This is a genomic window from Mycobacterium conspicuum, assembly GCF_010730195.1.
Lineage (GTDB): Bacteria > Actinomycetota > Actinomycetes > Mycobacteriales > Mycobacteriaceae > Mycobacterium > Mycobacterium conspicuum.
The window spans coordinates 4,258,773-4,273,337 of sequence record NZ_AP022613.1; the positions used below are offsets into that span (position 1 = coordinate 4,258,773).

Sequence of the window (14,565 nt, forward strand, 5' to 3'; positions counted from 1 at the left end):
GGTGACGGGGGGTTAGGACTGGCCGACGGTGCCGGGGTTGCCGTTGACGCCTCCGGGGCTGCCGCCGGTGCCGGCGTCGCCGCCGGTGCCGTTGGCCGGCGGCATGGGCACGAACGCGTCGCCACCGTCGCCGCCGTGGCCGCCGTTGACCATCGGTTCCGAGCTGTCGCCGCCGTCACCGCCGTTGCCGCCGTGGGCTAGTCCGGTCCCGAAGACGGTCGCGTCGCCGCCTTGGCCGCCGTTCGCACCGTGGTTGGCGTTGCCGCCATCCCCGGCGTCGCCGCCGGTGGCGTTCCCGTTTCCGTGAGTGGTCGCCGCCCCGCCGGACCCGCCGCCCCCGGCGAAGATGGTGGCATCGCCGCCGTCACCGCCGTCGCCGGCGATGGCGTTACCGGAGCCGGCGTCGATGAGGGCGTTGCCGCCGCCACCGCCGATGCCGCCGATGACGACCTCGTCGTTGAAGCCGTCGCCGCCCACGCCGCCGTTGCCGGCGATCGCGTCATGGGTGTTGGCGGCATTGTTGATCTCCACGCCGCTACCGTTGCCGCCGCTGCCGCCGAGGAGGCTGGCGCCAACACCGCCGTTGCCACCGGTGCCCGCGACGACCGCTCCGGTTCCGTTGGTCAACGCGTACCCGGCCGACCCGCCGCCGCCGCCGTCGAAGCCGTTGGCGCCGTTCCCCCCGTTGCCGGCGGTGGCGGTGCCCGCGGAGGCGGTGCTGAAGATGCGGGCTTCGCCGCCCGCCCCGCCACCGCCGCCGTCGCCGCCCGCGCCGGCGACGCCGTCCAGGCCGCTGGCGCCGGTGGCGCTTCCGGTTCCGCTTCCGTTGATGTACGCCGAACCGCCGCCACCGCCGTGCCCGCCGGCAAAGCCGGTGCCGCCGGCGCCGGCGGCGCCGCCCGTGGCGTTTCCGCCGCCGTTGTTGAAGGCGTTGCCGCCGGTGCCGCCGAAGCCGCCGGTGACGCCGCTGCCGGTCATCGGGTTGCCGCCGCCGGTGGCATCGCCGCCCTTGCCGGCCGCGCCGCCGATGGCGTTGCGCGTCGAGCCGGCGCTGTTCACCGTCGCGTCGCCGCCGCTGCCGCCGTGGCCCGGTTGCAAGGCGCCGCCGTTGTTGAAGCCGGTGCCGCCGTCGCCCCCGGTACCGCCGACGACATCCTGCGCATAGGCGCTGTTGGTGATCTCCGCGCCGCCGCCGCTGCCGCCGGACCCACCGCTAGAGGTGCTGCCGGTGCCGCCATCGCCGCCGGTGCCGGGGGTGATCAGGCCGGTTCCGTCGGTGTACGCAAAGCCGCCGCCGCCGCCGGTCCCGCCGGTGAGGCCATTGCCACCCGCCCCCCCGTTGCCGGCGGTGGCGGTGCCCAGCCCAGCGGGGTTGAAGACACGCGCGGCACCGCCGACGCCGCCGCCCCCGCCCGTGCCGGTGGCGCTGCTGGCGCCGGCCGCGCCGTCGTGTCCGATGGCGTTTCCAGTGCCGGATGCCTCGATGAACGCCGAACCGCCGGCCCCGCCGGTCCCGTTGGCCACCGGGCCGCTGCCCCCCGCCCCGGGGGTGCCGCCGATGGCGTCTCCCTTGCCGCTGTTGAAGGCATTGCCGCCGGACCCGCCGATGCCGCCGGTGCCTGCGCTGTCGCCGCCCGCACCACCGGTGCCGCCGATGGCATCGACCGTGGACGCGGCGTTGTTGACGGTCGCGTCGCCGCCGCTGCCGCCATGCCCGGGTTGGAAGAAGGCCGCGTCGTCGACGCCCTGCCCGCCGGCTCCGCCGGTACCGCCGACGACGTCATGCGCATAGGCGGCGTTGTTCGCTACCGCTCCGCCGCCCTGGCCACCGCTTCCGCCGCCGAATCCGGTGCCGATGCCGCCATCGCCGCCGGTGCCGGGAGCCAGTGTTCCGGTGCCGTTGGTCAACGCAAGACCGCCGGAGCCGCCGGCGCCGCCGTTGAAGCCGTCGCCGCCCACGCCGCCGTGGCCTCCGGTCGCGGTGGCCGTGGACGCGGAGTTGGTGATGTGGGCCTGGCCGCCGGCGCCGCCGTTGCCGCCGTTGCCGGCGCCGGTGCCGTCGGTGCCGGCCGTCCCGTCGGCGCCGGTGGCGTTTCCGGTCCCGTTGTTGACCGCGTCGCCGCCGTTGCCGCTGGAACCACCGTTGAAGCCGTGACCGCCGGCCCCGCCCGACCCGCCGGTCGCGTCGCCGGAGCCGTTGACGGTCGCGTCGCCGCCGGAACCGCCGATGCCGGCCGTGGCCATGGCGCCGGTGACGTCGCCGCCGGCGCCGCCATTGCCGCCGATGGCGCTGTTGGACGAGAAGCTGCTGTCGATTTGCGCGTTGCCGCCGTCCCCGCCGTGCCCGGGCTGGAAGAAGAAGCCGTCGTTGTCGCCGCTGCCGCCGTTGCCGCCGTTGCCGCCGACCGCGGTCACCGTCGAGGTGTCGTTGTTGATCTCCACGCTGCCGCCCGAGCCGCCGCTCCCGCCGATGCCACCGCCGTTGCCCGCGCCACCGTTCCCGCCGTTGCCGGCGACGATGTTGCCGGTCCCATCGTTGAGCGCGAAGCCGCCGCTGCCGCCGCTGCCGCCGTCACCGCCGCCGCTGCCGCCGTCGCCGCCATTGCCTCCGGTGCCCGAGGTCGCCGTCGCGGTGGAGGTGCCTTGGAAGATGCGGGCTCTGCCGCCATTGCCGCCGTGGCCGCCGTTGCCGGTGGTGCCGCCGTCGCCGCCGTCGCCGCCGTTGCCGCCGGTGGCGTCGGAGGTGCCGAAGTTGTCGGCCTGGCCGCCGTTGCCGCCACTGCCGCCGTTGCCGGTGCCGTCGCCGGCCCCGCCGGCGCCACCGGCGCCGCCGTTGCCCACCGAGCTGCCGTCGCCGCCGTTGCCGCCGTTGCCGCCGTTGGCGTTCGAGCCGGCGGCCGCGGTGGCGCCGGCCCCGCCGTTACCGCCGTTGCCGCCCGAGCTGGCGGGCAGGCTGCCGCTGTTGCCGGTGGCGCCGTGGTTGCCGCCGCCGGGGGCGATGCCCGGTTGACCGCCGGCGCCGCCGGCGCCGACGCTGCCGAGGTTGCCGCCGTCGCCGCCGTCGCCGCCGGCCCCCAGGCTGCCGCCGGAACCGGCCACGCCGCTGACCCCGGCCGCGCCGTCCCCGCCGTTGCCACCGGCGCCGGCGTTGCCGCCGTCGCCGCCGGTGCCGCCGTCGCCGTTGCTGCCGACGTCGCCGTTCGCGGCGGTGCCGCCGTTGCCGCCGGTCCCGCCCTGGCCGCCTTGACCGCCGTTTCCGCCGGTACCGCCGTCACCTCCGGCGCCCTGGTTCACCCCGGACACACCGGTCGCGCCGGTGCTGCCGGCGCCGCCGTCGCCGCCGGTACCGCCGTTGCCGCCGGTCCCTCCGTTGCCGCCGTCGCCGCCCAGGGCTCCGCCGGTGCCGCCGTTGCCGCCGACACCGCCGGTGAAGCCGGTGCCACCGTTGCCGCCGTTGGTGCCGTTGACGCCGTGCCCACCGGTGCCGCCGTTGCCGCCGTTGCCGCCGTTGCCGTAGCTGCCGCCATTGCCGCCGGCACCACCGTTACCGCCGTCGGCGGCGGTGGGGCTGAAGCCGTCACCGCCGTCACCACCGTCGCCGCCGCTGGTGGCCGTGTTACCTGCGGCGCCGTGGGCGCCACTCTGGCCGCCGGTGCCACCGCTGCCCTGGTTGCCGCCGGTGCCGCCGGCCCCGGCCGCGCCGGGGTCACCGCCAAGGCCGCCCGCGAAGCCGTCGGGATGCAGCGCGGTGCCGTCCGCGCCGGCCCCACCGGTGCCGCCCTCACCGGAGTCACCGCCCGCGCCGCCGCTCCCGCCGTCGCCGTTGGCCCCCTTGCTGCCCAGGCCGCCGGCGCCGCCGCCGCCGCCGGCGCCGCCGTTGCCACCCGCCCCGCCGGCGCCGCCATCGCCGGCGTTGCCGCCATCGCCGCTACCCGGGAAGACACCCTGGGCGCCGTCACCACCGTCGCCGCCGGTGCCGCCGGACCCACCCATGCCCCCATGACCACCCGCACCGCCGGAACCGGCGAGCCCGGTGTTGGCGCCGCCGGCGCCGCCGGCCCCGCCGACTCCGCCCGCGCCGCCCGTGTTGCCCACTGCGCCCGTCGCGGCGTCGGTGCCGAGGCCGCCGTTGCCGCCGGTCCCGCCGTCGCCGCCGATCCCGCCGCGGCCCATGAACAACTGGTGGTTGGCGCCTCCGGCCCCGCCGCGTCCGCCGCCGCCGCCGGCCTGCCCGACCCCGCCGTTCGCGCCGGCCCCGCCGTTGCCGCCGTTGCCGCCCCCACCGCCGCCGGTCAAGCCCCCGGCGCCGCCATTGCCGCCGTTGCCGCCGACCGCGCCGGGAGTGGAGGCCGACCCGCCGTTGCCGCCGTTGCCGCCGTGGCCGAACAGCCCGGCCGACCCGCCGCTGCCACCGTTGAGCCCGGACCCGTCCGCCTGCGAGAAGCCGTTGCCGCCGTTGCCGTATAAGAAGCCGCCGTCGCCGCCGTCGGGGTGGGCCGCCGTGCCGTTGGCGCCGTTGCCCACCAGCGGGCGCCCCGCCAGCGCCTCCACCGGGGAGAACACCGCCAGCTTCTGCGCCGCCGACACCGCGGCGGACAGGGGTGACGCGTTGGCCGCCTCGGCGGCGGCATACGCGCCGCCGGCACTGTTCAGGGTCTGCACGAACGCGCTGTGAAACGCCGACGCCTGGGCGCTGAGCGCCTGAAACGCCTTGCCGTGGCCGGAAAACAGCGACGCGATCGCCGCCGACACCTCGTCTTCGGCCGCGGCGATCACCGCGGTGGTCGAGGGTGCTGCCGCGCTGTGGGCCGCGCGCAGCGACGAGCCGATGCCCGCCACGTCCGTTGCTGCTGCCGTCAGCGTGTGTGTTGTCGTGATTACGTAGGACATGACGGACCTCCAACCCGGTCGCCCGAAGACCGGAGCTATCAGAACGGGCACAGTATGGGCCGGTTGCGGGAAGGTTGGGTCGATTTGGCAAAACTTTCGGAGCCAATTTTGGCGGGGTTGACAGTGGGCTGGATCTGTCGTACGAATGAGACATGTCATCAGCTGTGTCTCACGAAGCGCCGGCGCGATTCGAGCTCGCCACCGCCGACACCTGGCCCAACCCCTGGCCGATGTATCGCGCGCTGCGCGACCACGATCCGGTGCACCACGTCGTCCCGGCCAAGCACCCGGAGCAGGACTACTACGTGCTGTCCCGGCACGCCGATGTGTGGGCGGCCGCGCGCGACCATGAGACCTTCTCCTCGGCGCAGGGCCTGACGGTCAACTACGACGATTTGAAACTGATTGGGCTACAAGATAATCCGCCGTTCGTCATGCAGGATCCGCCGGTGCACACCGAATTTCGCAAGCTGGTGTCGCGCGGTTTCACGCCGCGGCAGGTCGAGGCGGTCGAGCCCAAGGTGCGCGAGTTCGTCATTGAGCGCATCGAACGGCTGCGCGCCGACGGCGGCGGCGACATCGTCACCGAGCTGTTCAAGCCGCTGCCGTCGATGGTCGTCGCGCATTATCTCGGTGTGCCCGAAGAGGATTGGGCGCAGTTCGACGGCTGGACGCAGGCCATCGTCGCGGCCAACACGTCGTCCGACAGCGGCCTCGGGGGCGCGCTGCAAACCGCCGGCGAGGCGGTCGCGTCGATGGCCGGCTACTTCGCCGGGCTGATCGAGCGGCGCCGGACCGACCCCGGGGACGACACCATCTCGCATCTGGTCGCCGCGGGAGTCGGCGCCGATGGTGACATTGCCGGCACGCTGTCGATCCTGGCGTTCACGTTCACGATGGTCACCGGCGGCAACGACACCGTCACCGGCATGCTCGGCGGGTCGATGCCGCTGCTGCACGCCCGCCCCGACCAGCGCCGGCTGCTGGCGGACGACCCGGGACTGATCGTCGACGCCGTCGAGGAGCTGCTGCGGATGACCTCGCCGGTGCAGGGGCTGGCCCGCACGGTCACCCGGGACACCACGATCGGCGACACCGAGATCCCGGCGGGCCGGCGGGTGTTGTTGCTGTACGGGTCGGCCAACCACGACGAGCGGGTGTACGGGCCGGACGCCGACGAGCTCAACGTGACCCGCTGCCCGCGCAACATCCTGACGTTCAGCCACGGCGCGCACCACTGCCTGGGCGCGGCCGCCGCGCGGATGCAGTCCCGCGTCGCGCTGACCGAGCTGCTGGCCCGGTGCCCGGATTTCGAGGTGGACGAGTCGGGCATCGTGTGGGCCGGCGGCGGCTACGTGCGCCGTCCGCTGTCGGTGCCGATCGCGGTGCGGTCCTGATGCCGCGAGACTGGCTGGCCGAGCGGCGCACCGAGGCGGCCGCCGACCGGATCCTGGATGCCGCCGAACAGCTCTACACCCAGCGCGACCCGGTGTCGATTGGGATGAACGAAATTGCCGCGGCCGCAGGCTGTTCGCGCGCGACGCTGTACCGGTACTTCGAAAACCGCGAGGCGCTGCGGACCGCGTACGTGCACCGCGAGGCCTACCGGCTCAGCCGCGAGATCAAACATCAGATCTCCGGAATCGAGCACCCGCGCGAGCGGCTGGTCGCCAGCATCGCCGTCACGTTGCGGATGGTGCGCGCGAGCCCGGCGCTGTCGTCGTGGTTCGCCGTCACCCGTCCGCCGATCGGCGGCGAGATCGCCAGGCATTCCGACGTGATCGCGGCCCTGGCCGCGGCGTTCGTGAATTCGCTGGGCGCCGATCAGGTCGGGGATCCGGCGACCACGCAGCGCCGCGCCCGCTGGGTGGTGCGGGTGATCACCTCGCTGTTGATGTTCCCGGGCCGCGACGACGCCGACGAGCGGGCCATGATCGAGGAGTTCGTGGTGCCGGTCGTGACGCAGGTCGCCGCCCGCCGCTAGGGAAGCGGATGCCAACAGCGGTGTTTTTCCGTCGAATTTGCCGGAACCGGCGCGAAATTGGACTATGTTAGGACCATCGGTCATCAGGTGATGGTCGGCTGTTCGGGGGAACCAGCGGATTCCCACCAACCGTTGCGCTCGAGCGGACAGGACCGACTGAGGAAGGGTTGCGATGCAATATCCCACTTTGCCCCCAGAACTCAACTCGCTGAAGATGATGCTGGGCGCGGGCTCGGGGCCGATGCTGCAGGCCTCCCAGGCCTGGGAGTCGCTGGGCAATTCGCTGCGCCAGGCGGCGAGCTCGTTCGGCAACGTGACCTCTAACCTCACCAACGGGGCATGGCAGGGCGCCGCGTCGCAGGCGATGGCGCAGGCCGCCGCGCCGTACGTGGCCTGGCTGACCGCCGCGGCGGCCCATTCCGAAACCGCGGCCCTGCAATCCCAGATCGTCGCCGCCGCGTTCGAGGCGGCGAAGTCGATGACGGTGCCGCTGCAGGCGATCTCGCAAAACCGGAACGCCTTCGTCTCGATGATCAGGGCGAACATCTTCGGCCAACTCACCCCGGCGATCATGGCCATGGAGGGCTTCTACGAGGAGATGTGGGCCCAGGACGTGTCGGCGATCGCCGGCTACCACGCCGGCGCCTCGACGGCCGCGGCGACGCTGGCGCCCCTGTCACAGCTGATGCAGACCCTGCCCGGGATGCTCGGCGGCATGCGGGGCATGGGCGGCGGCGCCCCAATGGCCGGTGGCGGCGCTGGTCCCATGACGTCGGGGGCGGCGGGGGCGGTCGCACCGCCGGTCGGCGGCGCGGCAACCGGCGCGGCCGCGGCGGGCGGCGGCGGTGGCGGCGATGCGCCACCCGCCGGGGCGGGCGGATACGCCGGAGCACCCGGTGGCGCGGCACCCGCGGCCGACCCGGGGGTCGCGACCGCCGCTGGTGGCGCCGCGGGACCCGGGGCGATGGCAGCGGGTCCGGCGACCGGCGGAATGCCGCCGGGAGTGGCTCCCCCTGGAGGCACGCCACCCACCGGGATGATGCTCGGCGGCGTGATGATGGGCGGGATGATGGCCTCGCAGGCCATGCAGAGCTCCAGCGGCGGATCCGTCGCACCGGGCGCGCCGGCGGCACCCCCCGCACCCCCGGCGCCGCCGGTCGAGACCGTGGCGGAAGAGGTTGTCGCCGCGCCCGCCGAGCCGGTGCAGCCGCCGGCGGCCAAGCCGATCACCACGGCGCAGGCCGCGGCCGCGCCCTCGGCGGCGGTGCAGGCCCCCAAGCCGACGCCGAAGGCGGCCGAGGCCGAAGGCGAGCGGATGGAAGGCGAGCGCATGCTCGCCCCGGAGCCGCTGCGACTCGAAGACGTCGGCTAATTCAGGCGACCCAATAGGCTTGCGCCTTAAGGGATTTCTTCGGAATCCCGAAGTCCTCGCGCAACACCTTGGCGACCGCGCGGGTGGTCTTGGTGTTGCAGGCGACCCAGCCGAAGTGATCCCCCGCGTCGAAGGCGGCCGAGCGCACCGCCTCGAGCAGCGCGTCGCAGTCGTCCTTGTGGTCCACCCAGGTGACTTGGATGTGCGGGTCACGGCGCGCCACCGGCAGGCACTTGTCGTCGTCGCAGCAGGCCTGCAAAAAGACGCGGGCCGGGGCGTCGCCGATCGCGTCCAGCAGGGAGTTGATCGCCGGCAGCGAGGCGGTGTCGCCGACGATGACGTAGCCGCGCGGCGCCGGCTCGGGGATGGCGAACTTGCTGCCCAGCACCGTCGCCTCGACGGTGTCGCCGGGCTGCGCGGCGCGCGCCCAGTCCGACGCGCAGCCCTCGTGCAGGGCGAACTCGATGTCGAAGGTGCCGGCCTGCGGGTTCGGGTCGACGAGGGTGTAGCCGCGCTGGTGGCCGTCGGCGAACCAGATCCGGATCCACATCGTCGGGTGCACGGCGTGCTGGTCCAGCATGCCGCCGGCGTCGAAGCTCAACCGCAGGTAGTTGGGGCCGATCTCGCGCCGGCCGGTCACGGTGAGCCGGTAGTCGCCGGCCCGCATCAGTTTGAGCACCGCGCCCTGCCAACCGCGCGACGGTTTGAGTTCGGTCATGCCAGCAGTGTACTTAGGGCAGGGTAACCTCAGTTGGTTGGCACCCGGGTGAAGCGGTGCAGCAGCCAGGCCAGCGGGATCGTCACCACCACCGTCGCGACGAACAGGCCGGCCATCGAGCCGGTGTAGACGTGGGCCCGCACGATGTAGACCATGGCGAACTCCATCGTCACCAGGTGGATCAGGAAGATCTCGTAGGAGATCTCGCCCAGCCACACCATCGGGCGGGTGGCCAGCAGCCGGTAGTACCAGCCGGTGGAATCGCCCAGCGCCAGCGGGGCCACCGCCAGCGTCGCGATCACGGCGTAGAACACGGTCTTCCATATCGCCTCGGGCAGCGACGCCGGCGACGTGGTGGGGGCGCCCGCGATCGGCGTGGAGACGATGAAGTAGCAGACGACGGCCAGCGGTAGGGCCGCGAACGCGTAGCAGCGCACGCCCATCTGCTGCCACACCGCCAGCATCATGCCGCCGAGAAACCAGGCCAGGTAGGTGGGCAACCACAGCCGGGCGCCGTCGGGAAAGGAATGGTCGAGGTGCACCAGCGCCAACCAGGCCGGGCTGATCAACGTCATCGCCGCCAGGGCGGCCAGCACCAGCCTCGGCTGCCAGCGCCGCCGGCTGAGCGTCACCAGCAGCAGGTAGGCCAGCAGCGGCAGCACCAGGTAGAAGGACGCCTCGACCGCCAGGCTCCACATCTGGGTCAGGCCCTGGTGCAGGTACTTGCCCAGATAGCCGTTGCAGTAGATCTGGGTCAGGGTGAGGTTGCGCACCAGGCCGTACCAGCTGTGCCCGGGGTTCGGTCCGGCCTGCCGGAAGTGATAGAGCACGTAGGCGAGCAGCACGGTGACGACGTAGGCGGGCATGATGCGCCGAACCCGGTGGCGCGCATAGCGACTCACCGACGGCGCCGGTCGGCCCGTCGCGGCGGACTTCACCCACGGGCGGAACAGCAGGAAGCCGGACAGCACGAAAAAGATCGGCACGCCGATCTCCAGCCGCGCGCCCATCAGCCCCCAGTAGCCGTGGGTGTACTTGCCGGTGGTGTAGGCCGCGTGGGTGCCGACGACCAGCAGCGCGGCCACCGCGCGGATGCCGGTGAGGGACGCGACCCGGTCCGGCCCGGCGGTCTGTTCGAGGCCGCCCTGGGCGTCCTGTTCCTCGGACAGCGTCATCCGGCGTATTTTCTGCGCGCCTTGGGCTTGCTTGGGGAGCGCTCCGGTTGCAGGTTGATCAGCACGCCGGAGATGCGGGTGTTCTCCAGCTTCTTCAGGGTGGCCTTGGGCAGCTTGGCGGGCAGCTCGACGTGGGAGAAGTCCGGGCCGATGGCGATGTGGCCGAAGTCGCTGCGATGCAGGCCGCCCTCGTTGGCGATGGCGCCGACGATCGCGCCCGGGCCGATCTTGTGCCGCTTGCCCACCGCGATCCGGTAGGTGGTCAACGGCCTTGTGCTCCTTGGCCTTTCGGGGCGTTCCTTGCGTTCGGGGCGTTGCGTGCGGCGTTCCGGCGGCGGCTCGGGGGCCATCAGGAACGCCTCGCCGTCGCGGGACTGCACCGCCAGCGCGGCGGCGATGTCGGCCATCGGGACGTCGTGCTCGCGTTCGTAGTCCTCGACGAGGCGGCGGAACAGGTCCAGCCCTTCGGCGTTGAGGGCCGCGGTGATGGAGTCGGCGAACTTGGCCACCCGTTGGGCGTTGACGTCCTCGACGGTGGGCAGTTCGGCCTCGGTGATCGGCTGGCGGGTGGCCTTCTCGATCGCCTTGAGCAGGTGGCGCTCGCGCGGCGAGACGAACAGCAGCGCGTTGCCCTTGCGCCCGGCGCGGCCGGTGCGCCCGATCCGGTGCACGTAGGACTCGGTGTCGTGCGGGATGTCGTAGTTGAGCACGTGCGAGATGCGCTCCACGTCGAGTCCGCGCGCGGCCACGTCGGTGGCGACCAGGATGTCGATGCCCTTGGCGCCGCCCGCCTTGAGCGCGGCGATGGTGCGCTCCCGTTGCGCCTGCGGGATGTCGCCGTTGATGGCGGCCGCGGAAAAGCCTCGGGCCCTGAGCTTTTCGGCGACCTCCTCGGTGGCTTGCTTGGTTCTGACGAAGACGATCATCGCCTCGAACGGCTCAACCTCCAGCACGCGGGTCAGCGCGTCCATCTTGCGCGGGCCCGCCACCTGGATGTAGCGCTGCGAAATCTTCTCCGCGGTGGTGGTTTTCGCCTTGAAGGTGACCTCGACCGGATCGTGCAGGTATTTGGTGGTGATCTTTTTGATCGCCGGCGGCATGGTCGCCGAGAACAGGGCCACCTGCTTGTATTCCGGGGTTTCGCTCAAGATGCGGTCCACCTCGTCGGCGAAGCCCATGGTGAGCATCTCGTCGGCCTCGTCGAGCACCAGGTAGTCGACGTGGGACAGGTCCAGGGTGCCGCGTTCGAGGTGGTCGATGACCCGGCCGGGGGTGCCGACGACGACCTGCGCGCCGCGTTTGAGTCCGGCCAGTTGCACGCCGTAGGACGAGCCGCCGTAGATGGGCAGCACGGTGAGCTGCTTGAGGTGCGCGCCGTAGCGGCTGAACGCCTCGGCCACCTGCAGCGCCAGCTCGCGGGTGGGGGCCAGGATGAGCGCCTGGGTCGCCTTGTTGGTGAGGTCGATCTTGGACAGGATCGGGATGGCGAAGGCGGCCGTCTTGCCGGTGCCGGTCTGCGCCAGTCCGACCACGTCGGAGCCGGCCATCAGCGGCGGGATGGTCGCCGCCTGAATGGGGGTGGGTGATTCGTAGCCGACGTCGGCGATCGCCTTGCGGACGGCCGGATGGATGTCCAGATCGGCGAAGGTGGAAGGCGACGTCACGGTTGGAGTTTAGTGGTGCCGCGCGCGCTCGCGACGGGTTCGTGCGGCCGCGCCTGCCGCGGCGGCGGGCGCGATGGCGGTAAGTTGCCCGTTGTGCGTTGTCTACCTTATGGTTTCGGGCGATTGACCGGCCCGGCCCTGGTGGCCGTGGGCGCCGCCGCGTTGGCCGGCTGCGGATCGGGAGACTCCACCGTCGCCAAGACGCCGTTGCCGACGGTGACGAGTGTGAGCCCGTCGATCACCGCCCCGCCGGCGGCCAGCCCAGCGCCGCAGGCCGTCGCCCCGACGCCTGCGCCGCCCGACCCGTGCGCGGTCAACCTGACGTCGCCGACCATCGCGAAGGTGGTCTCCGAGTTGCCGCGCGACCCGCGCAGTCAGCAGCCCTGGAACCCCGAGCCGCTGGCCGGCAACTACAACGAGTGCGCTCAGCTGTCGGCGGTGATCATCAAGGCCAGCAGCAACGCCGATCACGCCACCACCCGTGCGGTGCTGTTTCACCTCGGCCAGTTCATCCCGCAGGGGGTGCCGGACACCTACGGGTTCAACGGGATCGACGCGGCGCAGACCAACGGCGACACGGTGGCGCTGACGTATCCCAGCGGGATCAACGGGTTGAACACCGATGTGCGGTTCCACTGGAACGGCAACGCGGTCGAGCTGATCGGCAACGCGCCGGGGCACTAGGGGAGTCTCGAGTCACACCAGTCCCGCGTGCCCCTGGAGGCGGGGGATGACTGCTTTTGAAATGCGATGCCGCCGGTGATATCACCCTGGTGAGCGCGCGATAGGCCTGACTGTGACGGTGGGTTGGCCAGCTTGGCGAGCTGCTGGGCGCTCCCCTGATGATTCGACGCCTGCTCGAGATCGCCGACGGCGCTCGGCCCGTTGACCACCCCGACGCAGCTGCGGCGCTGGCTGGACGCGACGCGGACGCTCATCGAGAGCGGCCAGCTGAAGAAGCTTGACGCGATATGCGCTGGGCCGACCGCTACGGGGAGCCGTTACCGCCGGCGCCGCCGCTGCCGCCGTCGCCTCCCGTCGTGCCGCTGCCCGCGTTGCCGGTGTTGCCGGCCTCTCCGGTGTTGCCGGACAGTCCGGAGCTGCCGGTGCCGCCGGTGCCGCCCGTGCCGCCGGTGCCGCCGGTGCCCGCGGTGCCGGCGCCGGCGCCGACGTCGCCGCCGGTGCCGCCGGTGCCGCCGCTGCCGCCGAGGCCGCCGAGGCCGGTCGCGTTGGAGCCGCCCAGGCCGCCCATGCCGCCCTGGCCGCCCGTGCCCGCGGTCGCGCCGTTGTCCGACTCGCCGCCCTGGCCGCCCTGACCGCCGATGCCGCCCTGGCCGGCGCTGTCGCCGGCGAACGTGGTGCCGCCGCCCTGGCCGCCGGTGCCGCCGGCGCCGCCGTCGCCGCTGCCGCCGCCCGTCCCGCTGGCGCCGCCGGCCTCCCCGCCGGCGCCGCCGCTGCCGCCGTCGCCGCCGTTGCCGCCGGCGGCGGCGTCGTCGGTCCCGGTGTCGTCGCGGCCGGCGGCCCCGTTACCGCCGACCCCGCCCTGGCCCCCCTGACCGCCGCTGCCGTCGCTGCCGAAGGGATGGGCGCTGCCGCCGGTGCCGCCGCCGCCGGCGTTGCCGCCGTCACCGCCGTCGCCGGCGTTCCCGCCGGTGCCGACGGCGCCGGCCATCCCGCCGTCGCCGCCGTTGCCGCCGTTGCCGCCGCTGCCGCCGTTGATGCCGGTGTTGGGGGTGCCCGCGCCGCCGCCGCCACCGCCGCCGCCGTTGCCACCATTGCCGCCGTTGCCGTTGGTGGCGTCCGCGCCGCCGGCGCTGCCGCCCCGGCCGCCCTGCCCGCCGTCGCCGCCGACGCTGCCGGCGAGGCCGCTGCCGGCGGGGCCGTCGAAGCCGTGGCCGCCGTTGCCGCCGACGCCGCCGGCCCCGCCGCTGCCGCCGCCGATCCACCCGTTGTTGCCGCCCGCGCCGCCGGCGCCGCCGGCGCCGTTGACACCGGTCGCGGTCCCGCCGGCACCGCCGTTACCGCCCGCGCCCCACAAGCCCGCGCTGCCGCCGGCGCCGCCGTTGCCTCCGTTAGCGCCGGTGCCGCCCGATCCGCCGTTGCCGCCGTTGCCGATGATCCAACCGCCGGCGCCGCCCGCGTCGCCGCTGCCCGCCGCGCCGTCGGCGCCGTTGCCGAACAACGGCCGGCCGGTGGCCAGCTCGACCGGCGAGAACACCCCGAACTGCTAGAAGAAACCGACCAGGCTGGTCAGCGGGTCCGCGCTGGCCGCCTCGGCGGCCGCATAGGCCGCGCCGCTCGAGGACAGCAGTTGCGCGAACGCCGAATGGAACTGCGCGCCCTGCGCGCTGAGCGCCTGAAACTCCTGGCCATACGCGCCGAAGAGCTTCGTGATGGCGGCGGACACCTCGTCGAGGGCCGGCGCCGCGATGCCCGACGTCGACGGCCCCGCCGCCGTTGTCGCCTCCTTGATCGTCTCCCCGATCCCACTCAAGTCCGCTGACGCGGCGGCAAAGATTTCGGGGGCAGCGAGCAGATACGACGACATGTGGCCTCATTAGGGGAAATCAGCGCGCGAATTCGTAGCCATGCCAGGCACAGCCTGCTCCTAGCGACGTGACTTCGCAGCCGAATCCCGCAATCGTCATGCACTATTTCGCCGGGTCGACGACGACGGCTGGGCGTTGGGCGCACTGGCCGTCGCTGCCGTCGCCGACGCCCGGCGTCGGGTGAGCAATCCGGGTTCGCTGCTCAACGCTCCC

8 protein-coding genes and 1 pseudogene are annotated in these 14,565 nt (G+C 73.4%); 4 read left to right on the forward strand and 5 right to left on the reverse strand.

The window, feature by feature from the left end; translation table 11 throughout:
* Positions 1-12: 12 nt before the first annotated feature.
* Entirely contained in the window at positions 13-4,890 is a 4,878-nt protein-coding gene (locus G6N66_RS19520) for a PE family protein (protein ID WP_163645876.1), read from the reverse strand.
* A gap of 152 nt (positions 4,891-5,042) precedes the next feature.
* Here G6N66_RS19520 and G6N66_RS19525 point away from each other — a divergent pair, with 152 nt between their 5' ends.
* From G6N66_RS19525 to G6N66_RS19535, 3 genes are all read left to right on the forward strand, one after another.
* On the forward strand, positions 5,043-6,287 hold the full coding sequence (locus G6N66_RS19525; RefSeq protein WP_085235467.1) for a cytochrome P450: 1,245 nt from the start codon (positions 5,043-5,045) through the stop codon (positions 6,285-6,287).
* The gene (locus tag G6N66_RS19530; RefSeq protein WP_085235468.1) at positions 6,287-6,874 is read left to right on the forward strand and encodes a TetR/AcrR family transcriptional regulator; all 588 of its coding nucleotides are present in this window, start codon (positions 6,287-6,289) and stop codon (positions 6,872-6,874) included. The genes G6N66_RS19525 and G6N66_RS19530 overlap by 1 nt, the downstream gene beginning before the upstream one ends.
* A gap of 172 nt (positions 6,875-7,046) precedes the next feature.
* Positions 7,047-8,246 carry a PPE family protein gene (locus tag G6N66_RS19535; RefSeq protein WP_085235466.1) on the forward strand — a complete coding sequence of 400 codons (1,200 nt, stop codon included), beginning with the start codon at positions 7,047-7,049 and terminating at the stop codon, positions 8,244-8,246.
* Between the two features lies 1 nt (position 8,247).
* On the opposite strand, the gene G6N66_RS19540 is transcribed toward G6N66_RS19535, so the two are convergent.
* Genes G6N66_RS19540 through G6N66_RS19550 form a run of 3 tightly spaced genes read right to left on the reverse strand, consistent with a single transcriptional unit; the run spans position 8,248 to position 11,803 of the window.
* Positions 8,248-8,964, reverse strand: a complete 717-nt coding sequence (locus G6N66_RS19540) for a siderophore-interacting protein (protein ID WP_085235465.1) — start codon at positions 8,962-8,964, stop codon at positions 8,248-8,250.
* A 29-nt stretch (positions 8,965-8,993) separates the two neighbouring features.
* Complete coding sequence (locus G6N66_RS19545; RefSeq protein WP_085235464.1) at positions 8,994-10,139, reverse strand: acyltransferase family protein; 1,146 nt, start codon at positions 10,137-10,139, stop codon at positions 8,994-8,996.
* Positions 10,136-11,803, reverse strand: coding sequence for a DEAD/DEAH box helicase (locus G6N66_RS19550; protein ID WP_085235463.1), 1,668 nt, complete (start codon positions 11,801-11,803; stop codon positions 10,136-10,138). Before G6N66_RS19550 ends, G6N66_RS19545 begins: the two co-directional genes overlap by 4 nt.
* Positions 11,804-11,896: 93 nt before the next feature.
* Between G6N66_RS19550 and G6N66_RS19555 the strand changes: the two genes are divergently transcribed.
* Complete coding sequence (locus G6N66_RS19555) at positions 11,897-12,487, forward strand: LppP/LprE family lipoprotein (RefSeq protein ID WP_372515787.1); 591 nt, start codon at positions 11,897-11,899, stop codon at positions 12,485-12,487.
* Between the two features lie 304 nt (positions 12,488-12,791).
* Here the strand turns inward: G6N66_RS19555 and G6N66_RS19560 are convergent.
* Positions 12,792-14,351: pseudogene (locus G6N66_RS19560) on the reverse strand (PE family protein).
* Positions 14,352-14,565: the final 214 nt, after the last annotated feature.

What these genes read in the sequence shown, in the direction of transcription:
- G6N66_RS19520 (WP_163645876.1), bottom strand. Translation starts at nt 4,890, where the DNA reads ATGTCCTACGTAATCACGACAACACACACGCTGACGGCAGCAGCAACG.
- G6N66_RS19525 (WP_085235467.1), top strand. Translation starts at nt 5,043, where the DNA reads ATGTCATCAGCTGTGTCTCACGAAGCGCCGGCGCGATTCGAGCTCGCC.
- G6N66_RS19530 (WP_085235468.1), top strand. Translation starts at nt 6,287, where the DNA reads ATGCCGCGAGACTGGCTGGCCGAGCGGCGCACCGAGGCGGCCGCCGAC.
- G6N66_RS19535 (WP_085235466.1), top strand. Translation starts at nt 7,047, where the DNA reads ATGCAATATCCCACTTTGCCCCCAGAACTCAACTCGCTGAAGATGATG.
- G6N66_RS19540 (WP_085235465.1), bottom strand. Translation starts at nt 8,964, where the DNA reads ATGACCGAACTCAAACCGTCGCGCGGTTGGCAGGGCGCGGTGCTCAAA.
- G6N66_RS19545 (WP_085235464.1), bottom strand. Translation starts at nt 10,139, where the DNA reads ATGACGCTGTCCGAGGAACAGGACGCCCAGGGCGGCCTCGAACAGACC.